Annotated in this window: 27 protein-coding genes; 9 read left to right on the top strand and 18 right to left on the bottom strand. The window is 71.2% G+C overall.

Annotated elements, in window-relative coordinates; all coding sequences use genetic code 11:
* Positions 1 to 12 precede the first annotated feature (12 nt).
* Together OG574_RS33815 and OG574_RS33810 are read right to left on the bottom strand one after the other, a co-directional pair.
* Entirely contained in the window at positions 13 to 192 is a 180-nt protein-coding gene (locus tag OG574_RS33815; protein WP_326776295.1) for a hypothetical protein, read from the bottom strand.
* 152 nt (positions 193 to 344) lie between these two features.
* A complete protein-coding gene (locus OG574_RS33810) occupies positions 345 to 1,028 on the bottom strand; it encodes a DUF899 domain-containing protein (RefSeq protein WP_326776294.1) in 684 nt (227 codons plus the stop codon).
* Between the two features lie 211 nt (positions 1,029 to 1,239).
* Between OG574_RS33810 and OG574_RS33805 the strand changes: the two genes are divergently transcribed.
* Complete coding sequence (locus OG574_RS33805) at positions 1,240 to 2,079, top strand: S1 family peptidase (RefSeq protein ID WP_326776293.1); 840 nt, start codon at positions 1,240 to 1,242, stop codon at positions 2,077 to 2,079.
* 37 nt (positions 2,080 to 2,116) lie between these two features.
* Here the strand turns inward: OG574_RS33805 and OG574_RS33800 are convergent, their stop codons facing one another.
* Entirely contained in the window at positions 2,117 to 3,967 is a 1,851-nt protein-coding gene (locus OG574_RS33800) for an FUSC family protein (protein WP_326776292.1), read from the bottom strand.
* A gap of 198 nt (positions 3,968 to 4,165) precedes the next feature.
* Between OG574_RS33800 and OG574_RS33795 the strand changes: the two genes are divergently transcribed.
* Positions 4,166 to 4,777, top strand: a complete 612-nt coding sequence (locus OG574_RS33795) for a 2'-5' RNA ligase family protein (RefSeq protein ID WP_326776291.1) — start codon at positions 4,166 to 4,168, stop codon at positions 4,775 to 4,777.
* Here OG574_RS33795 and OG574_RS33790 read toward each other — a convergent pair.
* The 3 genes from OG574_RS33790 to OG574_RS33780 all read right to left on the bottom strand — a co-directional run bounded on the left by OG574_RS33790 (position 4,732) and on the right by OG574_RS33780 (position 6,612).
* A complete protein-coding gene (locus OG574_RS33790) occupies positions 4,732 to 5,511 on the bottom strand; it encodes a nucleotidyltransferase family protein (RefSeq protein ID WP_326776290.1) in 780 nt (259 codons plus the stop codon). The two genes, OG574_RS33795 and OG574_RS33790, sit on opposite strands and share 46 nt — an antisense overlap.
* A 61-nt stretch (positions 5,512 to 5,572) precedes the next feature.
* On the bottom strand, positions 5,573 to 5,785 hold the full coding sequence (locus OG574_RS33785) for a DUF397 domain-containing protein (protein WP_326776289.1): 213 nt from the start codon (positions 5,783 to 5,785) through the stop codon (positions 5,573 to 5,575).
* On the bottom strand, positions 5,782 to 6,612 hold the full coding sequence (locus tag OG574_RS33780) for a helix-turn-helix domain-containing protein (RefSeq protein ID WP_326776288.1): 831 nt from the start codon (positions 6,610 to 6,612) through the stop codon (positions 5,782 to 5,784). Before OG574_RS33780 ends, OG574_RS33785 begins: the two co-directional genes overlap by 4 nt.
* A gap of 267 nt (positions 6,613 to 6,879) precedes the next feature.
* Between OG574_RS33780 and OG574_RS33775 the strand changes: the two genes are divergently transcribed.
* Together OG574_RS33775 and OG574_RS33770 are read left to right on the top strand one after the other, a co-directional pair.
* Positions 6,880 to 7,311: an ATP-binding protein gene (locus OG574_RS33775; protein ID WP_326776287.1), complete on the top strand. Its 432-nt coding sequence runs from the start codon at positions 6,880 to 6,882 to the stop codon at positions 7,309 to 7,311.
* Positions 7,312 to 7,393: 82 nt separating this feature from the next.
* On the top strand, positions 7,394 to 7,807 hold the full coding sequence (locus tag OG574_RS33770) for a (2Fe-2S) ferredoxin domain-containing protein (protein WP_326776286.1): 414 nt from the start codon (positions 7,394 to 7,396) through the stop codon (positions 7,805 to 7,807).
* 65 nt (positions 7,808 to 7,872) lie between these two features.
* On the opposite strand, the gene OG574_RS33765 is transcribed toward OG574_RS33770, so the two are convergent.
* Together OG574_RS33765 and OG574_RS33760 are read right to left on the bottom strand one after the other, a co-directional pair.
* Positions 7,873 to 9,405 (bottom strand): YfcC family protein, encoded by a 1,533-nt coding sequence (locus tag OG574_RS33765; RefSeq protein WP_326776285.1) that lies wholly within the window; start codon positions 9,403 to 9,405, stop codon positions 7,873 to 7,875.
* Entirely contained in the window at positions 9,402 to 10,763 is a 1,362-nt protein-coding gene (locus OG574_RS33760) for a M20/M25/M40 family metallo-hydrolase (RefSeq protein ID WP_326776284.1), read from the bottom strand. Before OG574_RS33760 ends, OG574_RS33765 begins: the two co-directional genes overlap by 4 nt.
* Positions 10,764 to 10,895: 132 nt before the next feature.
* Here OG574_RS33760 and OG574_RS33755 point away from each other — a divergent pair, with 132 nt between their 5' ends.
* Positions 10,896 to 11,426, top strand: coding sequence for an RNA-binding S4 domain-containing protein (locus OG574_RS33755; protein WP_326776283.1), 531 nt, complete (start codon positions 10,896 to 10,898; stop codon positions 11,424 to 11,426).
* Positions 11,427 to 11,464: 38 nt separating this feature from the next.
* Here the strand turns inward: OG574_RS33755 and OG574_RS33750 are convergent, their stop codons facing one another.
* The 3 genes from OG574_RS33750 to OG574_RS33740 all read right to left on the bottom strand — a co-directional run bounded on the left by OG574_RS33750 (position 11,465) and on the right by OG574_RS33740 (position 13,651).
* A complete protein-coding gene (locus OG574_RS33750) occupies positions 11,465 to 11,923 on the bottom strand; it encodes a DoxX family protein (RefSeq protein ID WP_326776282.1) in 459 nt (152 codons plus the stop codon).
* 97 nt (positions 11,924 to 12,020) lie between these two features.
* Positions 12,021 to 12,698, bottom strand: coding sequence for a class I SAM-dependent methyltransferase (locus OG574_RS33745; RefSeq protein ID WP_326776281.1), 678 nt, complete (start codon positions 12,696 to 12,698; stop codon positions 12,021 to 12,023).
* 8 nt (positions 12,699 to 12,706) lie between these two features.
* Positions 12,707 to 13,651, bottom strand: a complete 945-nt coding sequence (locus tag OG574_RS33740) for an acyltransferase domain-containing protein (protein ID WP_326778719.1) — start codon at positions 13,649 to 13,651, stop codon at positions 12,707 to 12,709.
* A 248-nt stretch (positions 13,652 to 13,899) separates the two neighbouring features.
* Between OG574_RS33740 and OG574_RS33735 the strand changes: the two genes are divergently transcribed.
* A complete protein-coding gene (locus tag OG574_RS33735) occupies positions 13,900 to 14,196 on the top strand; it encodes a DUF6343 family protein (RefSeq protein ID WP_326776280.1) in 297 nt (98 codons plus the stop codon).
* A gap of 30 nt (positions 14,197 to 14,226) precedes the next feature.
* On the opposite strand, the gene OG574_RS33730 is transcribed toward OG574_RS33735, so the two are convergent.
* From OG574_RS33730 to OG574_RS33710, 5 genes are all read right to left on the bottom strand, one after another.
* Positions 14,227 to 14,595 carry a tetratricopeptide repeat protein gene (locus OG574_RS33730; RefSeq protein ID WP_100592334.1) on the bottom strand — a complete coding sequence of 123 codons (369 nt, stop codon included), beginning with the start codon at positions 14,593 to 14,595 and terminating at the stop codon, positions 14,227 to 14,229.
* A 102-nt stretch (positions 14,596 to 14,697) separates the two neighbouring features.
* Positions 14,698 to 15,081, bottom strand: a complete 384-nt coding sequence (locus OG574_RS33725) for a DUF3592 domain-containing protein (protein WP_326776279.1) — start codon at positions 15,079 to 15,081, stop codon at positions 14,698 to 14,700.
* A 13-nt stretch (positions 15,082 to 15,094) separates the two neighbouring features.
* Entirely contained in the window at positions 15,095 to 15,697 is a 603-nt protein-coding gene (gene coaE, locus OG574_RS33720) for a dephospho-CoA kinase (RefSeq protein ID WP_326776278.1), read from the bottom strand.
* Between the two features lie 41 nt (positions 15,698 to 15,738).
* Complete coding sequence (locus tag OG574_RS33715) at positions 15,739 to 16,677, bottom strand: PAC2 family protein (RefSeq protein ID WP_326776277.1); 939 nt, start codon at positions 16,675 to 16,677, stop codon at positions 15,739 to 15,741.
* 110 nt (positions 16,678 to 16,787) lie between these two features.
* Entirely contained in the window at positions 16,788 to 18,398 is a 1,611-nt protein-coding gene (locus tag OG574_RS33710; protein ID WP_398374434.1) for a flavin monoamine oxidase family protein, read from the bottom strand.
* Positions 18,399 to 18,615: 217 nt separating this feature from the next.
* On the opposite strand from OG574_RS33710, the gene OG574_RS33705 reads away from it, so the two are divergent.
* A complete protein-coding gene (locus tag OG574_RS33705; protein WP_326776276.1) occupies positions 18,616 to 19,584 on the top strand; it encodes a right-handed parallel beta-helix repeat-containing protein in 969 nt (322 codons plus the stop codon).
* Between the two features lie 86 nt (positions 19,585 to 19,670).
* Here the strand turns inward: OG574_RS33705 and rpsA are convergent, their stop codons facing one another.
* Entirely contained in the window at positions 19,671 to 21,176 is a 1,506-nt protein-coding gene (rpsA, locus tag OG574_RS33700) for a 30S ribosomal protein S1 (RefSeq protein WP_326776275.1), read from the bottom strand.
* Positions 21,177 to 21,400: 224 nt separating this feature from the next.
* Here rpsA and OG574_RS33695 point away from each other — a divergent pair, with 224 nt between their 5' ends.
* Entirely contained in the window at positions 21,401 to 22,342 is a 942-nt protein-coding gene (locus OG574_RS33695; protein ID WP_234374173.1) for a class I SAM-dependent methyltransferase, read from the top strand.
* Positions 22,343 to 22,411: 69 nt separating this feature from the next.
* Complete coding sequence (gene hrpB, locus OG574_RS33690) at positions 22,412 to 24,955, top strand: ATP-dependent helicase HrpB (RefSeq protein WP_326776274.1); 2,544 nt, start codon at positions 22,412 to 22,414, stop codon at positions 24,953 to 24,955.
* Here the strand turns inward: hrpB and OG574_RS33685 are convergent.
* Positions 24,945 to 25,946 carry a DUF3068 domain-containing protein gene (locus tag OG574_RS33685; RefSeq protein ID WP_100592326.1) on the bottom strand — a complete coding sequence of 334 codons (1,002 nt, stop codon included), beginning with the start codon at positions 25,944 to 25,946 and terminating at the stop codon, positions 24,945 to 24,947. The genes hrpB and OG574_RS33685 overlap by 11 nt on opposite strands.
* Positions 25,947 to 25,959: the final 13 nt, after the last annotated feature.

Raw genomic sequence — 25,959 nt, 5'->3', positions numbered from 1 at the left:
GCTCCACCCGGATCAGCCCGCGACCGCCTCCGCGCGCGGCACGATCACCAGGAAGGCGTCCGTCGCGAGGTCCATGACGACCTCGGCGGGCTGACCCTCCATTCGCCGGTCGCGCGCGAACTCCTCGGCCGGCCACGACCCGCGCGGTCCCCCCGCGGGAAAGCGTTCAAGTACCACTCGTCCGTCGATCATCGTGCACCCCTGCCCCCGTCGTCGTACGTGCGCTGTCGCGCGTCCTTACGGAGAAGAACGCCCGCGAGGCGCCCGGGGGCTCGCAACGTCACGACAATGAAACCGAGTTGAGACGCACAGCGCCGGCATGCAAGGAGCACATAGCCGCCGCGTCAGTCCAGATACTCGTCGTGGTAGCGGACCCGCGCGCCGCCCGCCGGGGCTCCGAGCGCCGACGCCCGCCCTCGCGGCTCCTCCCACTCCTCCTGCCGGCCGAGCGCGGTCAGATCGAGCAGGCTGTTGATGGAGCCGATGCCGTCGAGGCCACGGCCCGTCGTGGAGTACGTGTGGTAGACCCGGTCGCCGTCGCGCAGGAAGCAGCTGAGCCCGGGCAGGTCGCGGGGATCCTCGCCGGACGCGAAGCCGAAGTCCTGGTTGAAGTCACTCGTGGCCGACGAGTACCAGGGCATGGTCCAGCCCATGCGGGCCTTGAACGGCAGGAGTCTGGTGAACGGGGCGCGCGACACGGCCGCGAACTCCGTGTCCCTGGCGCGCAGATGGGAGAGGTGGCCGATCTGGTCGAGGAACGCGGAGCAGTTGGGGCAGCCCGCGTCCTGGTCCGGGCCGAACATGAAGTGGTAGACGATGAGCTGGGAGCGGCCCTCGAACAGGTCGAGGAGCTCCGCCTTGCCGTCGGGCCCCTCGAAGACGTACAGCTTCTCGATCTCCACCATGGGCAGTTCGCGGCGCCGGGCGTTGAGCGCGTCGCGGGCGCGGGTCGCCGCCTTCTCCCTGGCGAGCAGTTCTTGGCGCGCGCCGAGCCACTCCTCGCGGGTGACGACGTTCGGCAGCCCCATGGGTCCTCCTCGGGTCGGTACTCCTCGGGTGGTTGACCGGGGGTCATCGCGGAACTCATCGCTCTGCGACAGAAAACTTCTGCACTTATTTCGGGGGATCCGTTGTGTTCGCTGAGCATGCACTGTTGTCCGCTGACGCCGACACCACCACAATGCACATGTCAAAACCGGTAGTTGACGGTTTCAGCAAGCAACGGGAGAGGACCCCCACATGAACAAGCCTCTCGTCGGTGCGGTGTTCGGCCTGCTCCTCATAGGAGCAACAGCCGCGCCCGCCACGGCAGTCGGAGCCCAGCACGAGGCCAAGGCCAGGGCAAAGGCGGTCACCTTCGCCGGGACGGTGGCGCTCAGCAACTGCTCCGGGTCGGTCGTCCGCGTGCCGGACTCCCAGCCCACGGACCCGGCCCTGGTCATGTCCAACGGGCACTGCCTCGAGAGCGGTTTCCCCGGCCCGGGCGAGGTCGTCGTCGACCAGCCGTCGTCCCGCACCTTCAGCCTGCTCAACTCCGCGGGCAGCAAGGTCGCGACGCTGCGCGCGAACAAGATCGCGTACGGCACGATGACGGACACGGACGTCTCGCTCTACCAACTCACCAGCACTTACGAGCAGATCGAGAGCTCGTACGGCATCAAGGCCCTCGAACTGTCGGCCTCGCATCCCACGGCGGGCACGGCCATCACGGTCGTCTCCGGCTACTGGAAGAAGACCTACAGCTGCAACATCGACGGCTTCGCGTACCGCCTCAAGGAGGGCGAGTGGACCTGGAAGGACTCGGTCCGCTACACCTCCACGTGCAACACGATCGGCGGTACCTCGGGCTCCCCCGTCGTCGACCAGGCGTCCGGCAAGGTCGTCGCGGTCAACAACACGGGCAACGAGGACGGCGCCCGCTGCACGGACAACAACCCGTGCGAGGTCGACGAGAACGGCACCGTCACGGTCCGCAAGGGCATCAACTACGCGCAGGAGACGTACGGGATCGTGCCGTGCGTCGGGATCGGCAACAAGATCGACCTGAGCGCGGCGGGCTGTGAGCTGCCCAAGCCGTGACACCACTTCCTGACGGCGCCACCTTGAACTGCCCTTTCTAGGCGGCGAGTTCCGCGAGCAGCGCGTCGATCCGTTCGGCGTGCTGCTCCGGGACGCGGCCCGTGTCGTCGAGGTGCACGGCACAGGACGTGGTCGTGTCGACGAGGGCTTCGAGGGTGACGGCGACGTCTTCCGTTCCGGCCGTGTGGCGGGCGAGCGGGGGAAGTTCGGCGGCGGCGAGGTCGATCGCGGTGCGCGCCTCGGCGAGCGCACGGTACGCCTCGCGGCGCAGGGTCCAGCGTCCGGCGCGGTCGTCGGATCCGCTGAGCACATGAAGTACGTAGGCGTGCGCGGCCTCGCCGGCGGTGGTCAGGCGCGTACGGACGGCGCCGCCGCGGCCCGGCACGGGAAGCGGCAGGTGACCCACGCACAGCACGATCGCGCACGCGAGGAGCGTCTCCCCGATCCGGGCCAGGGCCATCTGCGGCTCCCCGCCCACCATCACGAGGGACAGCACGAAGACGGTCACGACGGCGGTCTGGGCGGCGAAGTGCCGGGTGGCCACGGGGATCAGCGCGCCGCCTAGGGCCACCAGTGCGACGGGCCCCGCCGGGCTCGGCAGCAGCGCGGCGAGCCCCGCGAAGAGGGCCGCGCCGACCACCGTCCCGAGCGCCCGGCACAGCACGCGCGAGGCGAGCGGCCCGAGGTCCGGCTTGACGAGGAAGACGGCGGTCGCGGGCAGCCAGTACCAGTGGGCGTTGTGGAGAAGCTGGGCAACGGCGGCACCGGCCCCGAAGCAGAGCGCCACGCGGATCCCGTACTCGCGCCCGGCGGGGCCGACGGCTCTGCGCAGGGCGGTGACGGGGGTGCGGGGTCGGGTGTGCAGCGGCGTCGCACCGGCGCCGCGCCAGGTCCTCACGCGTACGTTCGGTCGCGTGTGCGGCGACCGGTCGTGGTCCCGTACCGGACCGTCGAACGCCACGGCCGCGTGCAGCAGTGCCTCGTCCAGCGCGCGCAGGGCCGCGTCGGAGCGGGCGGGCGCTGGCAGCGGGCCGCACGGCTGCGCGGAGCGCACGGCGTCGGCGAGGAGCCACAGGCCCTCGGACGCGCGGGCCGGGAGAGGGCCGCCCGCCCAGGCGAGGGCCGTGGCCGCCTCGCCGAGCGGCAGGGCGGCGGCGTACTGCGCGTGGAGGCGGCGTTCTTCGCGGGAGCCTGCGAACCGGCGCAGGCGCGGTCCGGACAGGGCGTCCTGCGCATGGTCGAGCGCGGCGGTCAGGGCGGCGCGATGTGCGGTGGCCCGGGGTGTGCCCGCCGCGTCGACGAGCCCGGCGACGGCCGCGTACACCTGAGCGACGGCGGCGCGTTCACCGTCGAACCGGTACGCGCCCGCCCCGCCCGGCGACGGCAGCACGCTCCGCAGGACGAGGAGCCAGCCCGCGCCCGCGAGGAACAGCAGGGCCCGCTGCCAGCCGGCTTCAGGCAGCGGCATGCCCGCGCCGATCGCGACGGCGACGAGGAGTTGCGTTCCGCAGGCGGACGCGACGGGCCCGACGGCGCTGACGGCGCCGCCCGCGAACCCGAGCAGCGCGAACACGCCGATCAGCGCGGCGGGACCGGCCTGCGCGCCCACCCACGTGCCGACTACGAGTCCGCCCGCACCGACGAGGGCGGGTACCCCGATCCGGGACACCGCCGCGCGGCGGCTGCCGGGCCGGTCGTTGATCCCGGCGAGCATCGCGCCGAGCGCGGCGAGCACCCCGGCGGAGGGACGCCCGGCGAGCAGGGCCGCCACGAGGAGCGGCCCGGCGGCGAGGGCGCCGCGTACGACGGCGCTCCACGGGACGGGGCCTCGCTGGGCGCGCAGCGCGTGGCCGAGCCAGGGCGGAAGGGGACGGGGGGTGGTGCGCACGGTGCTCCTGTCGGCGACGGCGGTCCTGGGCGGGGGTGTGCCGCGGGACGACGTCGGCCTGGGCTGATGCCTCGACGCTAGGTGACGTATTTGGAGGGAAAGGTACGTGCGCGTTTCATCGATGTGACGATGTGCGGGACTTCTCGGATCTGGCCCGCCGCAGGTCACCGGGGCGGCAGCGTGACAGGATGGCGCGCCGTGAGCAGCGAGGACGGCTGGCCGGACGTGCCCGGCGACACGGCCCTGACGATCCGGATCCCGGAGGCGGACGCCTTCGTACGGGCGCCGTTCCCGGCCCACATCACGGTGCTGTACCCCTTCCTCCCCGCCGCGCGGATCACGCCGGAGGTCCACGCCGAGCTGGCGGCGCTGTTCGCCGACCGGCCCCCGTTCGTCCTGACGTTCGCCGAGTTCCGTCGGTACCCGGGTGTCCTCTATCTCCCGCCCGCTCCCGATCACCCCGTCCGCGCCCTGATCAGGGCGGTGCGGGAGCGCTGGCCGGAGGCGGTGCCCTACCGGGGCGTATTCGGGCCGGAGGGTCTGGACCCCCACCTCACGCTGGCGAACGACGAAGGGCCGGAGACGTACGAGAGGGCGTACGACGCGCTGGAGCGGGAACTGCGACCGATGCTTCCGGTGACGGCGCGCGTCGACTCGGTGCGCCTGATCGTGACGGACGGGCGGGCGTGGGAGGACAGCGCGGCGTACGACCTCGGGCGCTCGCCTGCACCACATGCACCACCTGCTCAACCTGCTCCGCCGGCTCAGGTCCTGCGCGCGGCGTCGACGGCGCTCTCCAGGAGGACCTGAGTCCGATCGACCACGTCCGTCAGGTCGCCCGATGCCCCCGCGAGCAGGCTGTGGACGCCCAGCAGGCCCGCGCGCTCCAGGAGCCGCTTCTCGTTGGTGACCCACTCACCGCGGGCGGCGAGGACGGCGTGCGCGGCCGACATCGCCGCCACGGCGACCGCGCCGTGGACCTCGGCCCTTCCGCCCGTGGGCGCGTTGTTGGCCCTCGCGTAAGCCAGCGTGCCGGAGGCCCGGCCCCACCACATCTCGGGGGCGGCCTTGCGCAGGGCCTCGGGATAGCGGTCCGGGCGGGGCGCCGTGCCGCGCAGCACTTGGTTGACGGCGAGTTCCGCGACGACGAGGTAGGTCGGGATCCCGGCCAGATGGAACATCAGCGGCTCCCAGCGGACCCGCCCCCGCTCGGCCTCGGCCAACTCCCGCTCCACCACGTCGAGATCCCGGTAGTGAACGTCGGCACGCCGCCCGTCGACGGTCAGCCACGCCCCGCCGTTGAAGACCCCGCCGCCCCACCCACCGATCTCGGACACCTCCCCTTCCCATCCGACGCCCCGCAGGTCGTCCGGCTGGAAATCACCCCGGTAGTAGATCGCGAAGTCCCAGTCGCTGTCGGGCCGTTGAGTTCCCTGGGCCCGGGAACCGCCGAGCGCGACGGCCCGCACACCAGGAAGCGCGGCGAGCCGCTCGGCGACATGATCGGGGAAGACGTCATCGGTCATGGCAGGAGCGACAGACATGAGGGCACGCTATCCAAGGCGCGGGCAGCCGGGCGACTGAGTAGAAGGACGTAGAGCCGCCTTACGCGGTGTGCCGGGCGGCAAACCCGACGAACTCGGTCCAGGCGGTCGCCGTGAGGCTCACTATGGGGCCCGCCTTGTCCTTCGAGTCACGGACATGCGTGAGGCCCAGCCGGGACGCGACCTCGACACACTCGCCGCCGTTCCCGGCGCTGAAACTGCTTTTGAACCAAGTCAGCTCATCACTGTTCGGCCCGGCCACTGCCCCGCTCATCTCTCTCCCAACAACTTCTCGATCAACGAAAGCGATTCGGCCGGTGTGAGCGCCTGCGCACGGAGACTCCCGTACGCAGCCTCGATCTCCCGGACCTTTCCCCGCTCCGTATGGACGCGGCTGTCACCCTGGACCTCCGTGTAGGCGATCCTCCGCCCATCTCTGGTCTCCATCAAGGTGAACGGGCCAGCCAGTCCTGCATGTTCCAAGCGCGAGAGCGGCATCACCTGAATCTCGACGTTCCGCTTCTCACTGGCCAGAAGGAACTGCTCCAGCTGACCGCGCCAAACGACCTCCCCGCCAAGAGGACGGTGCAGTACAGCCTCCTCGATCACGAAACTCATGTGAGGCGCCGGGCGCCGGGCGAAGATCTCCTGCCGCGCCAGTCGAGCCGCTACTCGCTGTTCGATGAGCACTTCATCAAGCAGAGGCCGCCACATCGCGAAGACCGCCCGCGCGTACTCCTCTGTCTGCAACAGCCCCGGCGCAGCCTGGGTCGCGTACACATGCGACTCGACCGCATGCGCCTCATGCTGTGCCGCATCCCTGAAGAACGCCGGATACTGCGCCCGAGCCACCTCCTCCTTCCCCGCCCTCAACACCCCACCCGCGTCCAGCACTTCATCAGCGAGGTCGATGAACTTGGGCGGCGGAATCCTCCTCCCCTGCTCGAACGACGCGATCGTCGACGCCGAGTACCCCGTCCGCACCCCCAGCTCCGCCCGGTCAAGCCCCGCCCGCTCCCGGCACAGCTTCAGCTGACGCCCGAACACATGCAGAATCCCCGCCCCGAACTCGTGCTCCCCCTCCGCCTGCTGGTCCTCCACGCCCGGCACCTCCCGTACGTCCCACCGCCGCCACCGAACACCACGCAACCGCCACTGCAACCGCTCCCGCGGCCAACGCGCCGCACGGAAGACCGGTCACGCCTCGCCTCGCGTACAACGGCACGCCGACCGCGTACAACGACCACCGGTCAGCGCGTCGCGCCTGTTCAAAGCTACGCATGGGCCAGGACCGTTGACGGCATGAAGGCCGTAACTCCCCCACAAGGGCATATGCCCCAACGCGTCGCGTCCGTACACGAGTTCGCCATGCGGTTCACTTCGACCCCACGCGGTGCACGACTCGCCCGCCGTCTCATCTCCCACCGCCTGAACGACTGGGGCCACCCCTACACCTCGCCCACCAACGAGACCGTCACCCTCATCACCGCGGAGCTGACCGCGAACGCGGTCCGGCACGGCCACGTCCCCGGCCGCGACTTCCACCTCCACCTCGCCGAGGCCGATGGCGCCTTACGGGTCGAAGTCACCGACACCCGCGCCGAGAGGCTCCCCGTCACGGGACCGCCGGATCCGGACGGCGAGTCGGGCCGCGGCCTGCTCCTCGTCGACGCGCTCGCGGACGACTGGGGCGTCATTCCTCGCCCGTCCGCCCCCGGCAAGACGGTCTGGGCCGAACTTCATCTGCGCAGCTCGGAGCGGCCTTCTGTGGGTTGCGGGCCTCACCCCTCAGCACCCTGACGGCCGTGACGGACTCACATGACGGAGAATCTCTTCCGTACCTGTACGCGGGAGTTCTGTGCCCGCCCGGACAAGGAGTTCTGTGCCCACCCGGACACCGATAGGCGCCGCCCGTACCCGCCCCTGCACCCTCGTGGTGTGCCGGGGCTGCTGCTGCGGCAATGCGGCGAAGTACCCCGGCTACGACCACGCCTGGCAGCTGGAGCGGCTGCGGGCCGCGGCCGACTCGTCCGGCGGGCGGGTCGCGGTGCGGGTGACGGAGTGTCTGGGCCCGTGCGACCAGGCGAACGTCCTGGTCGTGCAGCCTTCGGGCGAGGGCCGGCGGCGCGGCGGGCGCCCCGCATGGGTGGGCTGGTCGATGGGGGACGACGCGACGGACGAGATCCTGCGCTGGGCCGAGGCGGGCGGTCCCGGGATCGCCCCGGCCCCGGCCGCTCTGGAGCTCCAGTTCATCGAGACCCCGGGCGAACGGACCCGCCGCCGCACGCGCCGCTGACGGCGTACGGCCGACGGCCGACGCCGACCACTACGGCTGACCGCTGCCGGCGCGCCGCACACCCGTCACGTCCACGCCGCCCCCGCCGCCACGAACCCGCAGATCAGCACGAACAGGATGGCCAGCAGCGGCCAGATGAAGCGCAGGTACTTGTCGTAGCCGACCTTGGCGAGGGCCACGCCGCCGATCGTCACGGCCGTGGTCGGCACCCACAGGTTCATCCAGCCGCTGGCGGCCTGCCATGCGGTGACGACGACCGCGCGCGAGACGCCCGCGAAGTCGGCGAGCGGCGCGAGGATCGGCATGGCGAGGGTGGCGTGGCCCGAGGTCGAGGGGATCAGGAAGGCGAGCGGCAGGTTCACGACGAAGACGATGATCGCGAAGACCCCGGACGAGGTGCCCTTCACGACGCCCTCGATGGAGTGCAGGACCGTGTCGGTGATCTTCGAGTTGTTCATGATCACGGTGACGCCGCGGGCGAGCAGGATGACGAGCGCGGGTGAGATGAAGTCGGCCGCGCCCTGGATGATCGTCGAGCTGAGCTTCTGCTCGCCCATCCGCGCCACGATGCCGACGAGCACGGCCGCGACCAGGAAAAGGGCGGCCAACTGCGGGAAGGACCAGCCGAGTTCGAAGCCGTACGGGGTCGCGTCGGCCTTCCCGGTGAGGGCGCTCGACCATGGCACGACCGTGAAGATCATGAAGGCGAACACGAGGGCGGTGACGGTGAGGACCGCCTTGTGCAGGCCGGTCAGCTCCGGCACCTCGACCGCGTGGGCCTCGGCCTGCGCCTGGTCCCGGTCCCCCGGCAGGAACCCTGACAGGGAGCGCTCGGGGTCCTTCTCCACGCGCTTCGCGTAGCGGATGACGTAGGCGACGGTGACGGCGGTCAGCACGATCCACATGATGAAGCGCAGGATGATGCCGTCGCCGAGCGAGATGTCGGCGGCGGAGGAGGCGACGCCGGTGGCGAACGGGTTGACCGTCGAGCACATCACCCCGACCCCCGCGCCGAGGATGATCGCGCCGACGGCGGTCATCCGGTCGTAGCCGAGCGCGAGCATCAGGGGCACGATCAGGCCGTAGAACCCGAGGGTCTCCTCGGCGAAGCCCTCGACGGTGCCGAGGACCGAGAAGACCACCATGACGCCCGCGATGAGCAGCGCGCCCCGGTCGCGCAGCCGGTGGGCGAGCCGGCCGATGCCGCGGTCGAGGGCCCCGGTCGCGAAGACGACGGTGATGAAGGCGCCGATGGCGAGCACGAAGAGGAAGACGCCCGCGCTGCCGTACAGGTCACCGGTGTTGTCCGGGGCGACCACGGCGGTCTTGGGGTCCAGGATGCCGTAGAGGCCGTTGACCGGGGACAGGAACAGGTCGTCGAGGCGGTCGACGATGGACTGCCCGGAGTCGACGCGGTGGTACGTGCCCTGGATGGGGGCGCCCGAGTCGTTGCGGTCGTACTGGCCCGAGGGGACGAGGAAGGCGAGCGCCCAGACGGCGATCGTGACGATCGCGAGGACGGTCAGGGCGCTCGGGAAGGTGAACTTGCCTTTCGGCCGGGGCTGTTGGGGTGCTTCCGTGTCGGCGGGAGCGCTCATGAGGCGGTTCCGGCGCGGAAGTCGGCGGCGTACTCGCGGACGAACGCGCACATCGCGACGACGGTGCTGCGCAGCTCGGAGAACAGGACGCGCTCGTTGGGGGCGTGCAGATTGCACATGCTGTCCTGGGCGCCGAAGAGGAGGACCTCGGCTCCGGGGGCGGCCTTCGCCAGGCCGTTGACGAGCGGGATGGAGCCGCCGGTCGCGACATAGGAGGCGTCCGCGCCCCATGCCTCCTTGAGCGCGGTGAGCGCGGCGCGGTAGGCGGGGCCTCCGGTCGCGGCCTCGTAGCCGGGGCCGGTGTCGCCGGGAGTGATGGTGAGCGGGATACCGAACGGCTTGAGGGTGCTCAGGTGGTCGACGAGCCTGGCCTGCGCCTCCTTCGGGTCCTGGAGCGGGTGGAAGCGGAGGTTGAGCTTGGCGCGGGCGTAGGGCACGACGGCGGACGCGGCGTGTTCGACGGCGGGGGCGTCGAGACCGATGACGGTGATCGCGGGGCCGCTCCACAGGCGCTCACCGAGGGTGCCGCTGCCGATGAGCGGCAGGCCGTCCTCGACGCCCGCGAGGGAGCGGAACTCGTCCTCTGTGTAGCTCGCGCCGGTCCACTCGTCGCGGCGCAGCCCCTCGACGGCGACGTCCCCGTGCACGTCGTGCAGGGTGGCGAGGGCCTTGAGCAGGACGAGCAGGGCGTCGGGTGCCGCGCCGCCGAACTCGCCGCTGTGGCGCGGCTCTTCGAGGGTGCGGACCTCGACGACGACCTCGGACGCGCCGCGCAGGCCCGTGGTGAGGGTGGGGGTGCCGGGGCGGAGGTTGCCGAGGTCGGCGATGACCATGGCGTCGCAGGCGAACCGGTCGGAGTCGGTGGGCGGGTAGTCGTCGAAGGGGCTGCCGTACTCCTCCTGCCCCTCGAAGACGATCTTGACGCCGACGGGCGGGCGGCCCTTGAAGGCCCGCAGCATGCCCAGGTGGGCGATGACGTTCGACTTGTCGTCGGCGATGCCGCGCGCCCGCAGTCCGCCCTCGACGGGGGTCGGCTCGAAGGGCGGGGACTTCCAGAGCTTCTCGTCGCCGGGCGGCTGGACGTCGTAGTGCGAGTAGAGCAGGACGGTGGGCGCGTCGGGGGTCGGCGGTGGGATCTCGCCGAAGATGACGGGGGCGGTGTCGGGCAGGTCGATCCGCTCGACGCGCTCGACACCGGCGTCCCTGAGCAGCCCGACCAGCAGGTCGTGCGCCTCCCGCACGGGCTCGGCCGGGAAGCCGGGGAAGGCGATCGACGGGATGACGGCGAGCCGCTCCAGGTCGGCGCGGAGTCCGCCCATCAGGCCGTCGACTTCGGCTTGCAGGTCCCTGGCGTCCATGGCGTCCAAACCCCTCGCTGTCCGGTGGCTGCCCTTGAAAGGCGTGGCATTTTGTCCGGATTATCCGTCGGGGTGACGTGTGGCGTCCGGGTGACTCGCCGGATCGGGGCAATCCGGGACTAAGGTCGAGGCATGGCTTCGGATACTGCTTCGGATTCCGGTTCGGGTACTCGTTCCGGTACTGGTTCGGATACGGCTTCGAGCGCGGTGGACGCGGCGCGGGCGGCCGCACCCGGTGCCGGTGAGAGCGTGCGGATCGACAGCTGGATCTGGTCCGTGCGGCTGGCCAAGACGCGCTCGGCGGGCGCGACGGCGTGCCGGGGCGGGCATGTGAAGGTCAACGGCGATCGCGTGAAGGCCGCCTACAACGTGCGCGTGGGCGACGAGGTGCGGGTCCGGCAGGCCGGCGGGCACGAGCGGGTCGTGATCGTGAAGCGCCTGATCCGCAAGCGCGTGGGCGCCCCGGTCGCCGTCGAGTGTTACGTGGACAACAGCCCGCCGCCCCCGCCGCGCGCCGCCGTCGCCCCCGTGGCCATCCGTGACCGCGGCGCGGGGCGCCCGACGAAGCGGGACCGCAGGGACATGGACCGGCTGCGCGCGACGTTCGGCGCGGGCCCCGTACCCCCGGCGCAGGATCACGCGGACGGACGCGACAAAGGCTGACCCCGTACGTCGACGGGGTCAGCCTCCGGCCGCGGGGGTCACGCCCGGCGCTTGACCAGGCGGACCAGATCCGCGTTGCTCCGGCGCCGTGTCCACGCGAGGAGCGCCAGCGGGACGATCAGGATGAGCGGCGTCGCCGCGTTCTCCCCGTCGAAGTAGGACATCTGCACGACGAACGCGCCGGCCATCAGCGCGCTCAGCGCGATCGGGGCGACTCCGGAGAGCACCGGCACCAACAGGGCGATTCCTCCGGCCAGTTCGAGAGCGCCGATGATGTACATCGCCGCGCTCCCCCACCCGATCGTGTCGAACGACTCGACCGCCGACGGGTGCGCGATCAGCTTGGGCAGGGCGCTCGCGACGCCGTAGAACAGCGCGAGCAGCACCGTGAGCGTGCGCAGCGCGATGCGGGCGGCGCGAGCCCTGCCGGGGGCCGGGGCGGCGGTGACGGAGGCGGCGGAAGCGGCGGTCGTGACGGGGGCGGTGGTCTCGGACATGGGGTGCTCCTCGGTGAGTCGGCGCCGGGCCTTGCTGTCCGGCTGTCACAGAGATAGACGGCGGCACCCCATGCAACTCATCGGTCGCCCGGCGCCTTTATGCAGGCACCGCCCGCACCCACACCTGGTCGTCCGTGAGATACCGGTCGACCTTCAACCCGGCCTGGGCGAGCGCCTCTTCGAACTGCTCCTGCGTCAGGGGCCTCGCCAGGAACGTGTGCGTCCAGGCCGCGTCGGGGAACTCGTACTCCGCACGCACCGAGTTCACCCCGTCCCCGACGGGGTCCGCGGACACGATGCGGACCGTGAAACCGCTCGGGTCCACGCGCTCGCGCGGCAGGTTCGTGTGGTAGTCCGGGCCCTCGCGCTGGATCAACACGCATCCCCTGTCGGCGACATGACGCCGACAGGTGTCGAGCAGCCCCTGCCGCACCGCCACATCCCCGGCGTGCACGAGGAACGACGCGAGCAGCACCATGTCGAACGTCCCGCCCGCGTCCAGCGACTCGACCGGTGAACAGATCGTCCGCGCCCCGCGCACCCGCTCCAGCATCTCGGCGGACTCGTCCACGGCGGTGACCGTGAAGCCGCGCTCGATGAGGGGGTGCGTCATCCGGCCGACGCCGCTGCCCAGTTCGAGAATGCTCGCTCCCGCGGGCACGGCCGCGGCGATGATGTCGGGCTCGTCCCCTACGGGCAGGCGCGCGTACAGATCGACCGCGCAGCCGTCCGGCGTGATGGCGCCGGGTCCCGTCCCTCCGTATCCCTCACGCATCTCAAGGCTCATGCCCCTTCAACGAGCCGTCCTGGGGCGGCAGTTCCCGACCACGGCAACGGGAACCAGCCATGCCCTCCGTACCAGTGCCCGCCGCTCCGCAGATGGTCGCCGACGGCCCGCTCGACGCTCGTGCGGCGCGGCAGTTCACCGATGGGGAGACGGGGGTCGCCGAAGACGAAGCCGACCGGGCCCTCGTCGTCCGGTTCCGTGTCCTCCCAGGACGTACGGAATCGCTCCTGGAACCGCACCAGGTTGGAGTCCTTCGGCAGCTGGTCCTTCAGCTGGGCGTCGAGGAGCCAGGAGTGGCAGACGGCGGTCTCATAGCGCTCCTCGGGGTAGTGGCGCGCGAAGAACTCCCTGGCCAGAGCGAGGGACCGGTCGCACGCGCGCGGGGACAGCGGGCCCCGGAAGTCGGGGATATGGAGGTTCATGCACAGGTCGTCCGCCGTCACCGGCAGGCCCGCGGCGGCGGCCGCGCCTGCCGAGCGCCCGCCGAGCAGGGCCCGCTGGTACTGGAGCCGGCCCAGCTGGTAGAGCTCCCCATGGAAGTGCAGGCCGAGCCAGGCGACCGCGTGAATGCCGCAACTGCCGTACCGCCTGCGGTGGACGGCCATGTGGCGCCCCAGGTCGGCGAGGGTGCGCCGCGAGACGTCGTCCGGCACCCCGAGACCGCGGTGGTACGCGCGCGTGGCGGGCAGCGCCGCCACGTAGACGTACACGGAGAAGCAGCGTTCGAGGAGGTCACCTCCGTCGGGCGGGGACGGGAAGGGAGGGCTTCCGCCGACCGTGCCCATGTCCCGGGTGACGGCGTCCACGGCCCGCTCCAGGAGATCGCGCACTCCGGGATCGTCGGCCACGCGGGGGCGCAGCGCGACGAGTTCGTTGATGTCCTCGTGGGCGACCCCGAGATCGAGGAGGACCTCGGGCAGGTCCTCCGCGTCGGGGATCACCGCCTCCGCCCGTTCCTGTCCGTCGAGCGCCTCCATCCATCCCGCGAGCCGCTCGCCGCTCTTCCGCCCGTCCAGCACGCGTACTCCCCTCCGCCGGCCGAACCCCGGCGACCGAACTCCGCCGACCGGAAACCATCTCACCTTTTCAGGGAACGGTGCGCCGCGCGAGGGTGCGGACGTACCCGACGCCTGCGCCCGTGAAGAGGCACCCTGGAGGGGGTACCTCTTCACGGGCGGAGGTGGTGACGATGCGTACGGGCAGTGAACCCGTGACCGCGCGCAGTGCCCTGCGCGCCCGGCTGTGGCTCAGCATCTGGGGTCTGGTCTGGACGATCTTCGGCACGGTCGCGTTCATCCTCACGGACCGCCCGTGGTGGGCGTTCGCGTGCGGTGTGCTGTGGCTGATCGTGACCGTCGACCTGTTCGTGATCACCCGCCACATCCGGCAGGGCCCGCACTACCAGCCGGGCCCCGACGTACCGCCCTACGATCCCCCGGACGTACCGCCCGTACCGCCCTACAATCCCCCGGACGACAAGCCCTAGACCGCCCTGGAACTCCCTAGGGGCCTCGCCTTACGGAGCGTCGTCGAAAGCGGCCGCGGCCACGTAGTCCGGCTGCGGATCCAGTGCGGCCGCCAGCCGGAAATGGCGCCGTGCCTGGTCCGGCCGCGCGGCACGCTGATAGGTGCGGGCGAGCGCGAAGTGCGCGAACGCGTTGTCCGGCTCGCGCTCCAGGACGATGGTGAATTCCAGCTCGGCCGCGCGCAGTTGGGCCGAGGCGAAGAACGCGCGGGCCCGCAGCAGCCGCGCCGCCGTGTTCTCGGGGTGGGCCGCGATGACCGGGTCGAGCAGTTTCACCGCGCCTCGCGGGTCACGCGCCGCGAGCAGTTGCTCAGCGGCGCGGAAGTCGATGACGTGCGTCTCCGGGTTGGAGTGGGGCACAGCTGTCTCCCTCCTTCGTCATCCACGTCAACGGCGTGGACTGTCGGCCCTATTCCTCCCCCGTAACACCCTGACGTACGTACGTCCGACCGAGTCGAAGGCTCAGCGCCCGGTCACCGCGAGTACCGCGCCGAGCACGGCCAGCGCCACTCCCGCGGCCACGAACACCCAGTCGAGGGCAGGCCGCTCGCCGCCGATGAGCACGGTCTCGCGCGGGTCGTCGACGTCGTAGGCGATACGGACCAGGCCGCCCGGCGTCAGCGGCAGCCGCCGGGTGGGCGGCGCGGGGGACGGCACCTCGATGACGCGGCCGTCGTGCGTCTCGAACTGCAGCAGGGGCCGCTCGGAACCCGCCTGCGGGGGTTTCACGAGTGCCTGCGTGACGCGTCCGGCCTCGCTGATCCGCCGGGTCCGGCGCAGCCCGTACGCCCCGGCGAGGATCGCCACCAGGCCGCCGAGGAAGGTGAACGCCGCCAGTACGACCACGCCCGTCCCCCTTCTAGGCCGCGGCCGCCCGCTGCGCGAGGTCCGCCCAGACGGCGTCGACCCGCCGGTGCAGCTCGTCGAGCGGTACGTCGTTGTCGATCACGATGTCGGCGATCTCCAGACGCTTGTCGCGGGTGGCCTGGGCGGCCATGCGGGCGCGGGCGTCCTCCTCGCTCATGCCGCGCAGGCGCACGAGGCGGTCGAGCTGGGTCTCGGGGCTCGCGTCGACGACGACCACGAGGTCGTACAGCGGCGCCAGGCCGTTCTCGGCGAGCAGCGGTACGTCGTGCACGACGACGGAGTCACCGGTGGCGGCGGCTTCGAGTTCGGCGGAGCGGGCGCCGACGAGCGGGTGCACGATCGAGTTGAGGACGGCGAGGCGGCCCGCGTCGGCGAAGACGATCGTGCCGAGCGCCGGCCGGTCCAGCGAGCCGTCCGGGGCGAGCACCTCGCTCCCGAACGCCTCGACGACCGCGGCGAGTCCGGGAGTTCCGGGCTCCACGACCTCCCGCGCGATGCGGTCCGCGTCGATCAGTACGGCCCCGTGCTCCACGAGCAGCCGGGACACCTCGCTCTTGCCGGCGCCGATTCCGCCGGTCAGACCCACCTTCAGCATGCGGGCAGCTTAGGCGAGGGCCCCGGGGCTGACCACAGCCCCTATGCGTCGCCCTCGCGTTCGGCCAGGAACTTCTCGAACTCGAGGCCGATCTCGTCGGCGGACGGGATGTCGGTCGGTTCGGCCAGCATGTTCCCGCGGCTCTCGGCGCCCGCGGCCGCGTCGTACTGGTGCTCAAGTCCCTGGACGAGCGAGACGAGTTCCTCGTCGCCCTCCTGGATCTGCCGGTCGATCTCCGTCTGCGTGCGGTGCGCCTCCGTGCGCAGCCCGTGCGCCACCGAGGGCAGCACCAGGCCGGTCGCCGCCGTGATGGCTTCGAGGACGGTCAACGCGGCGTCGGGGTACGGCGAGCGCGCGATGTAGTGCGGCACGTGCGCGGCGACACCGAGTACGTCGTGTCCGGCCTCCATGAGGCGGTACTCCACGAGGGACTCCGCGCTGCCTGGGACCTGCGCCTCGTCGAAGGGGCTGCGGTGGCCGGGGACGAGCTCGGTCCGGTTCCCGTGCGGTGTGAGGCCGACGGGCCGTGTGTGCGGGACGCCCATCGGGATTCCGTGGAAGTTGACCGCGAGGCGCACGCCGAGCCGCTCGACGATCTCCTTCACGGCGGCCGCGAAACGCTCCCACTCGACGTCGGGCTCGGGGCCGGAGAGCAGCAGGAAGGGCGCGCCCGTGGCGTCCTGGACGAGCCGCACCTCAAGGGTGGGCACGTCGTAGTCCGTCCAGCGGTCGCGCCGGAAGGTGAGCAGCGGGCGGCGGGCCCGGTAGTCGACGAGCCGGTCGTGGTCGAACCGGGCCACGACCTGGTGGGGCAGCGAGTCGAGGACCCGGTCCACGATCTGTTCGCCGGTCTCACCCGCGTCGATGTATCCGTCGAAGTGGTAGAGCATGACCAGTCCGGCCGACTCCTGGGCGAGCGCCATGTCCACCACGGCCAGGCCCTTCGGCTCCCATGCGTACAAACCCTGCGGATCAAGCACTGTGACCGCTCCTCGCCTCTCCCCGTGTCTCTCCTGCAGAAGAACGTGCGGTGGGGCGCGGGCATTCCCTCCCGCGCCCCTTCACAGCGGGCTCGTACGTGCTGTTCGCCTCAGGCGGACAGCACGCGCGCGTGGAGCTTGGTGACGGCCCGGCGCGCGGAGGTGAACGCTCCGTGCTGCCAGGCGTCGGTGTAGCTGAGCCAGTCCCCCGCGAAGTAGACGCGGCCCGTGGGCTCGTTGAGGGGCTTGTAGCGGGGGTCGTCGGGGCCGCCGGGCGTGTCGTGCCAGGCGGCTTCCAGGTGCGGGGTCTGGCGCCAGTGGTGCGAGAAGGAGGTGGCAAGTTCGGTGCGGTACTTCTCGCCGTAGATCTTCACCCCGGCGGCCACGGCCCGCTTCTCCCGCTCACCCGGCGTGAGCTTCGCGTACGCGTCGGCGTCCGTGTCGTAGTTGTAGTAGCCGACGAGTACACCGCGCTCCCCGTGGAAGCCGTAGGACGGGTGCCAGATGTGCGTGACGTCGAGGTCGGTCTCGGTGATGCCGCCGTAGATCTTGTGGTCGAGCTCCCACCAGCGGGACCGGTACTCAAGGCCGATCTTGCCCGCGGACTGCGGGGTGATGGCCTCCAGGGCGGACTGCACGCCGGAGCCGAGGTTGTGCGGGATCCTGGCGAGGATGTTGGGCGGCAGTGCGCCGACGCAGTAGTCGGCCTCGATGGCCCGGGTCCTGCCGCCCTGGGTGTACGTGACGGTGACCCCACCGGCCGTCTGCGTGATCCTGCTGACGACAGCGCCCGTACGCACCTTGTGCGCGCCGATCGCCCGCGTCAGGGCCTTGGGTATCTGGTCCATGCCGCCCACGGGCTGGAACATCAGCATGGCCTGGTCGAATCCGAACTCGAAGGAGAAGTACCGCCCGACGCCGCTGGCGAACACGTCCGACGCGGACGGCACGTCGCCGAGCAGCACGCCGGGAGTCCCGGTGGCTGCCGGGACCGTGGTGTAGCCGCGGCGCTCCCCGCCCCCGTAGGTGAGCTTGTCGCCGAGGTCCCCGAAGTCCTTGAGGAACTCCATGAGACGGTCCTGGTCGGACGCGGTGAGGTCCTTGTCGAGGGCGCCCTTGTTTGTGGCCTTGGCCAGCAACTCCGCTACGTAGCCGTACACATCGGCCTTGGCGGTGCGGTAGCGCACGGGTGCGGTCATGCCGGCGGACTGGTTGTAGAGGTACGCGTCGGCGTTCGTGTTCGTGAACACCTCGACGGGTACGCCGAGTTCGCGGCAGTAGTCGAGGGTGACCATCCACTGCGGCAGGCGCGCGGGCCCGGCGTTGAGGTACTGCCCCTGGGAGAAGCGCGCGGTCTGCCGGTTGCCGTACAGGTCGACGGTGCTGTCGCCGCCGCGCACGGTGAAGTTGCGGCCGCCGGTGCGGTCCCTGGCCTCCAGGACCGTACAGTCGTAGCCCGCCTTGCCGAGCTCGTACGCCGTCGCGAGCCCGGCGATGCCGCCGCCCACGACGACGACCTTGGCGGCGCCGCGTCCGGTGAGCGTGAAGTCGCCCGACTTCGGTGCGCTGTAGGCCTGTTCGCGGGAAGCGGCCTGTGCGGTGGGGGCGAGACCGAGGGCGCCCATGGTGGCGAACATCGCGCCCGCACCGCCGGTCACCCCTACGTTACGCAGGAAGGCCCGGCGGCTCGTGCCCGTCTCCGGTCGCTGCTGTACTGCCATGCTGACGGCTCCCCTCACGATCTTGAGTGATCCGGGGATCCTGGCAACGGCCTGTTACGGCACGGGAGTTACTCGTGTATCCGCCACGTTTCCCTCCGCGCACACACCCCTGGTCCAGACCTTGACGCAGTCGCGTCACGCCCTTACGTTCATATGTGCACCCAGAGTTCACGTACAAGAACACCTTTTGCACGAACCGACGGGAAGGCACCCCCACATGCGCATCCGTTCCGCGCTCCTGCCCGCACTGACCACCGCCGCGCTCGTCGCAGGCGGCGCCACGGCCCTCGCGACGCCCGCCGCCGGAGCTGCCGCCCAGGTCATCGAGGTCTCCACCGCGGCGCAGCTCAAGTCGGCGCTCACCGCGGCCGCCCCCGGCGACACGATCCATCTCGCCGACGGCACGTACACGGGCAACTTCAAGACGTCGATCGCCGGGAGCTCCGGCTCGCGCATCACCCTGACCGGCTCCGCGAAGGCGGTCCTCACGGCGGGCGGCGGCTACGGCCTGCATCTGAACGGCGCCTCGTACTGGACGGTCCAGGGCATCACCGTCACCGGCGGTCAGAAGGGCATCATGATCGACTCGGCGCAGGGCGTCGTCGTCGACACGGTCACCGTCCACGGGCTCGACATGGAGGGCGTCCACTTCCGCAACTCCAGCACGGACGGGACGATCAAGAACTCGCGGATCTACGACACCGGCAACGACGGCCGCGGCATGGGCGAGGGCGTCTACGTCGGCACGGCCGGCGGAACCTCGGACAAGAGTGACCGCATCCAGATCACCGGCAACACGATCGGTCCGGACGTCGGCGGCGAGAACGTCGACATCAAGGAGGGCACGACGGGCGCGCGGATCGTGGGCAACACGTTCGACGGCAGCGGCCTGACCGGGGCCAACTTCGACGACTCCTGGGTCGACGTGAAGGGCAACGACGTCCTGGTCGAGAACAACAAGGGCAGCGCCACGACGAACACCGGCTACGAGACACACACCCAGCAGTCCGGCTGGGGCTGCGGCACGGTCTTCCGCTCCAACACGTCGGACCTGCGCGGCGCGACGGGCGACAAGCAGCTGGCGATCAACGTGACGAACGCCGGCGGAAGCTGCGTGACGACGGTCTACAGCAGCAACACGGTCACCGGCGGCAAGGGCCTGACGAACGTACCGGTCACTCCGTAGGAAACGTCGGCGGACACAGAGAAGCGGGCCCACACCCAAGGGGTGCGGGCCCGCTCAACTACTTACCGGAACCCGGAGGGTTCAGGTCAGCTCTGACCACCGGCCAGCTTCTCACGGAGCGCGGCGAGCGCCTCGTCCGAAGCAAGCGCGCCGGAGTTGTCGTCCGACTCCGAGGAGTACGAACCGCCGCCGCCACCGGACGCAGCCGGGGCGCCGGCCGGAGCGGCAGCACCCTCGGCCTCGGCCTGGGCGTCGGCCTCGCGGGACTTGATGACCTGAGCCTGGTGCTGCTCGAAGCGCTGCTGCGCCTCGGCGTACTGGCCCTCCCAGACCTCGCGCTGGGTCTCGAAGCCCTCGAGCCAGTCGTTGGTCTCGGGGTCGAAGCCCTCGGGGTAGATGTAGTTGCCCTGGTCGTCGTACGACGCGGCCATGCCGTACAGGGTCGGGTCGAACTCGACCGTCGACGGGTCGGCACCGAAGGCCTCGTTGGCCTGCTTCAGCGAGAGGCTGATGCGGCGACGCTCGAGGTCGATGTCGATGACCTTGACGAAGATCTCGTCGTTGACCTGGACGACCTGCTCCGGGATCTCCACGTGGCGCTCGGCCAGCTCGGAGATGTGGACCAGACCCTCGATGCCCTCGTCCACGCGGACGAACGCACCGAACGGAACCAGCTTCGTGACCTTGCCGGGGACGACCTGGCCGATCTGGTGCGTACGGGCGAACTGCTGCCACGGGTCTTCCTGCGTCGCCTTCAGCGACAGGGAGACACGCTCGCGGTCCATGTCGACGTCGAGGACCTCGACGGTGACTTCCTGGCCGACCTCGACAACCTCGGACGGGTGGTCGATGTGCTTCCAGGACAGCTCGGAGACGTGCACGAGACCGTCGACGCCACCCAGGTCCACGAAGGCACCGAAGTTGACGATCGAGGAAACGACGCCGGAGCGGACCTGACCCTTCTGGAGGGTCGTGAGGAACGTCTGGCGGACCTCGGACTGGGTCTGCTCGAGCCAGGCACGGCGGGACAGGACCACGTTGTTGCGGTTCTTGTCCAGCTCGATGATCTTGGCCTCGAGCTCCTTGCCCACGTAGGGCTGGAGGTCGCGGACACGGCGCATCTCGACGAGGGAAGCCGGCAGGAAGCCACGGAGGCCGATGTCGAGGATGAGACCACCCTTGACGACCTCGATGACGGTACCGGTGACGATGCCGTCTTCTTCCTTGATCTTCTCGATCGTGCCCCAGGCACGCTCGTACTGAGCGCGCTTCTTGGACAGGATCAGACGGCCTTCCTTGTCCTCCTTCTGGAGAACCAGGGCCTCGATCTCGTCGCCGACCTTGACGACCTCGTTCGGGTCGACATCGTGCTTGATCGAGAGCTCACGGCTCGGGATCACGCCTTCGGTCTTGTAACCGATGTCGAGCAGGACCTCGTCCCGGTCGACCTTCACGATGACGCCGTCGACGATGTCGCCGTCGTTGAAGTACTTGATCGTCTCGTCGATCGCGGCGAGGAAGGCTTCCTCGTTACCGATGTCGTTGACCGCTACCTGCGGGGTGGTGGCGGTGGTCTCGGTGCTGCTCGTCATGTGGGTAAGGGCTCCGGTACGGACATTGAAGTCGTAGGTACTGCTACGCCGGGAGCCCGTGATCGCACTGCAGAAGGCCGGACAGCTCAGGAAGCGCCACTCCCGGAGGGGGCGCCTCGATTACCGAGGGGACATACATACAGATGCGAGCGCAGCCTGCTATGTCTGAGGAGCGCAGGCTCGCAGCGCAACTTGTAGCATACGGGGGCAGCCGGACAGGGTCAATGCGCGAAGGCGCACACCCGGGGCGAAATTCGCATACCCGGCACAAAACCTGTCGCACGAGGCCACATGGGCCGCTCGGCACTCTGCCGCGACGGGTTGAACGGAAGAGTACGACTAGGGAGCCCATCATCCAAGAGCCCGAACCGTTCGAGCCCGAAGCCACCCGGCGCGATGCCGACGTCACGGAGAGTTCCCGCGCCAATCGTGGCTGGTGGGACAAGAACGCGGACGACTATCAGGTCGAGCACGGCACGTTCCTCGGGGACGACCGCTTCGTGTGGGGGCCCGAGGGTCTCGACGAGGTGGAGGCCGAGCTGCTCGGCCCGCCGGAGGACCTGAAGGACAAGGTCGTCCTGGAGATCGGCGCGGGCGCGGCGCAGTGCTCGCGCTGGCTCGCCGCGCAGGGCGCGCACCCCGTCGCGCTCGACCTCTCGCACCGGCAGCTCCAGCACGCGCTGCGCATCGACGGCGGCGCGGTGCCGCTGGTGGAGGCGGACGCGGGCGCGCTGCCGTTCGCGGACGGCTCGTTCGACCTGGCCTGCTCGGCGTACGGCGCGCTCCCCTTTGTCGCCGATCCGGTGCGGGTGCTCCGGGATGTGCACCGGGTGCTGCGGCCCGGCGGCCGGTTCGTGTTCTCGGTGACGCATCCGATCCGCTGGGCGTTCCCGGACGAGCCGGGTCCGGAGGGCCTCTCCGTAGCGGCCTCCTACTTCGACCGCACCCCTTATGTGGAGCAGGACGACGAGGGGCGCGCCGTATATGTGGAGCACCACAGGACGGTCGGTGACCGGGTGCGGGACATCGTGGCCGGCGGGTTCCGTCTCGTGGACCTCGTCGAGCCGCAGTGGCCGGCATGGAACACACAAGAGTGGGGCGGCTGGTCCCCGCTGCGCGGAAATCTGATCCCGGGGACGGCGATCTTCGTCTGCGAGCGGGGCTAGACGGGGGGCACCCCCGGCCGAAGTCCCCCAGCCTTCGGCCGGGGATGCCCCCGGGGAGAGACTGAGCATGTGATCCGTGACGACGCTCTGGACCTGCCTGTACGCAGTGCGCTGCCCGGCCTGCGCGATGCCCTCGACGGGCCCGCGGCGCCGGGCAGCGCCGTTCTCGTGGCGCCGCCGGGGACCGGCAAGACGACCCTGGTGCCGCTGGTGCTCGCCGGGCTCGTCGGTGACGGGCCCGCGCGGCGTGTCGTCGTCGCGGAGCCGCGGCGGATCGCGGCGCGGGCCGCGGCGCGGCGGATGGCTTGGCTGCTCGGCGAGAAGGCCGGCGAGAGCGTCGGCTACACGGTGCGCGGTGAGCGGGTGATGGGGCGCCACGCGCGCGTGGAGGTCGTCACGACGGGTGTGCTCCTGCAACGGCTCCAGCGCGACCAGGAGCTGGCCGGCGTGGATGTCGTCATGCTCGACGAGGTCCACGAGCGGCATCTGGACGCGGACACGGTCGCGGCGTTCCTGTGCGACGTGCGCGAGGCACTGCGGCCCGAGCTTCGGCTGGTGGCGGCGTCGGCGACGACGGACGCGCAGGGTTGGGCGCGGCTGCTCGGCGGGGCGCCCGTCGTCGAAGCCGAGGGAATCTCGTATCCCGTGGAGACGGTGTGGGCGCCGCCCGCGCGTCCGGTGCGGCCGCCGCACGGGATGCGGGTGGATCCGGCGTTGCTCACGCACGTGGCGGCGGTGGTGCGGCGCGCACTGCGGGAGCAGAGCGGGGATGTGCTGTGTTTCCTGCCGGGGGTCGGTGAGATCGCGCGCGTGGCCGGGCAATTGGGCGGGCCGGGTGATGTGGATGTGCTTCAGGTGCACGGGCGGGCGCCGGCCGCGGTGCAGGACGCGGTGCTCTCGCCTGGTGCGCGGCGGCGGGTGGTGCTCGCGACGTCCGTGGCCGAGTCGTCGCTGACGGTTCCGGGTGTCCGGGTCGTCGTGGACTCGGGGCTCGCGCGGGAGCCGCGGGTGGACCACGCGCGCGGGCTGAGCGCCCTGACGACCGTACGGGCCTCGCAGGCGGCGGGGCGGCAGCGGGCGGGGCGTGCCGGGCGTGAGGCTCCCGGCGTGGTGTACCGGTGCTGGACGGAGGCGGAGGACGTGCGGCTGCCTCGGTTCCCCGCGCCGGAGATCAAGGTGGCGGACCTGACGGCGTTCGCGTTGCAGGCGGCGTGCTGGGGCGATCCGGACGCCTCGGGGCTCGCGCTCCTGGACGCTCCGCCGGCCGGGGCGATGGCGGCGGCCCGGTCCGTCCTGACGGCGATCGGGGCGGTCGGGGCGGACTCGGGCCGGGCCACGGAGCGAGGCGCGCGCCTCGCGCGCCTCGGCCTGCATCCGCGCCTGGCCCGCGCCCTCCTCGACGCGACCCCGCTGGTGGGCGCTCGCCGCGCGGCCGAGGTGGTCGCCCTCCTGAGCGAGGAACCGCCCCGCGACTACGGCGACGATCTGGCCGCCGCGTGGCGCACCGCGCGCCGGGGCGCCGACGCGTACGCCGCGCGCTGGAAGACGGAGGTACGGCGGCTTACGGGGGCGGCAGGGGCCGGACCGGAGCGAACCGCCGGGCAGACCCCGGTGCACGAGGCCGGGACCGGGGACCTGTCCGAGGACCGGGTCGCCGGCATCGTCTCCGCGCTCGCCTTCCCCGAGCGCGTGGGGCGTGGGCGCGACGGCGCGTATCTGATGGTGTCCGGTACCCGGGCCGCGCTCGCGGAGGGGTCACGGCTGCGGGGCGCGCCGTGGATCGCCGTCGCGGTCGCCGACCGGCCCGTCGGCGCCGGGCACGCGCGCGTGCGGCTCGCCGCGGTCGTCGACGAGGAGGTCGCGCTGCGTGCCGCGGCGCCGCTGCGTACCGAGGGGGACGAAGTGGCGTGGGCCGACGGGGAGTTGGTGGCGCGGCATGTCGAGCGGCTCGGCGCGGTGGAACTCGCCGTGCGCCCGCTGAAGGAGGCCGCCCCCGCTCTCGTGCGGGAGGCGTTGAAGGAAGGGCTGCGGCGGGAGGGGTTCTCTCTGCTGCGGTGGTCCCGGGAGGCCGGGGAGCTGCGGGAGCGGCTCGTGTTCCTGCACCGGACGCTGGGCACGCCCTGGCCCGACGTGTCGGACGACGCGCTGCACGCGCGCGTGGACGAGTGGCTGGAGCCGGAGCTCGGCAAGGCGCGGCGCCGGTCCGATCTGGGCCGGATCGACGCGGGCCAGGCGCTGCGGCGGCTGCTCCCCTGGGCGAGCGGTGACGCGGCCCGCCTCGACGAGCTGGCGCCGGAGCGTCTTGAGGTGCCGAGCGGGTCCAGGATCCGGATCGACTACGCGAACCCCGAACAGCCCGTACTGGCCGTGAAGGTGCAGGAGATGTTCGGGCTGCACGAGTCGCCGCGCGTGGCCGGTGTGCCGGTCCTGGTGCATCTGCTGTCCCCGGCGGGGCGGCCCGCGGCCGTGACCGCGGATCTCGCCTCCTTCTGGCGCGAGGGGTACCGGGCGGTGCGCGCCGAACTGCGCGGCCGGTACCCGAAGCATCCGTGGCCGGAGGATCCGGCGGGCGCGGTCGCGACGCGGCACACGAGCGCGCGGCTCAGGCGCTGACGGGTTCCGGCTCGTGCTCCGGGGCGGCCTCGGGCTCGCCCGGGCGGCGGCTGCGGGCCTCCAGCCACAGGGAGAGCGCGAGCAGGAGCAGGCCGAGGACGAGGAAGCCCCACGGCAGGTACGAGGTGAGCAGGACGACCAGGACGCGGTTGGACTTGACGAGGTCGACCGTCGACTTGATGTAGTCCTCGCGCATCTTCACGTGCCCGGCGAAGACCGTCACCTTGTCGCGGCCTCCCAGGAGCGTGCCGCCGCGGAGTTCGTTGTTCTGGATCTCCTCGCCGTAGACGGGGGCGCCGGTGACCGGCTCGACCCAGAACTTGCGGACCGTGCTGTACCAGCGGGTGGTGCCGGTCTTGGCGACGGACTCCGGTGTGATGCCCTTGACCGGCATCGTCTTGGGGAGGGGAACCTTCGTCCAGGGGATGGTCTGTTCGAAGTAGTAGACCTTCACGCCGCGGAACGTCTGGGTCCCCTTGTAGTGGATGGGCCGGGTGATGCGGGCCTGGGCGTCGTAGTACTCGTAGTCCCGCTTCTCCGTGAGGAAGGGCCACTTGAACTCGATGCCGTCGCGCCTGACCTTGTCGCCGTCGACGGTCTCGGCGTACTTGCCCGTGGGGTGGACGGGTGCCTGGCTGTGGGCGTCGAAGACGTAACGCTCGGGGACCTGGGAGACCATCTTGCCGTCGGGTCCGACGACGTAGGAGAGGGAGTCCCAGACGACGACGTCGCGGCCCGCGCTCTTCTCGACCTCTTCGGAGGCCTCCACGTTGCCCTTGAGCGTCTGGACGATCGTGACCTTGGGGACCTTCTTCGCCTGCATCGAGCCGTAGTCGAGGAGGGTCGGGTTCTTCGCCTCCAGGACGGCGTTCTGGTACTGGCCGGCCGGGATCTTCGCGAGGCGCGGGAACGCGTACCAGCGCATCAGCGGGGACATCGCCGTGCAGAACACGGCGAGGGCGAGCAGGATCAGGCTGGCCTTGCGGCGCATCGCGGCGGCCTCC

The organism is Streptomyces sp. NBC_01445 (assembly GCF_035918235.1).
In the GTDB taxonomy this organism is placed as follows: Bacteria; Actinomycetota; Actinomycetes; order Streptomycetales; family Streptomycetaceae; genus Streptomyces.
This window is presented reverse-complemented; position numbering and strand designations above follow the sequence as displayed.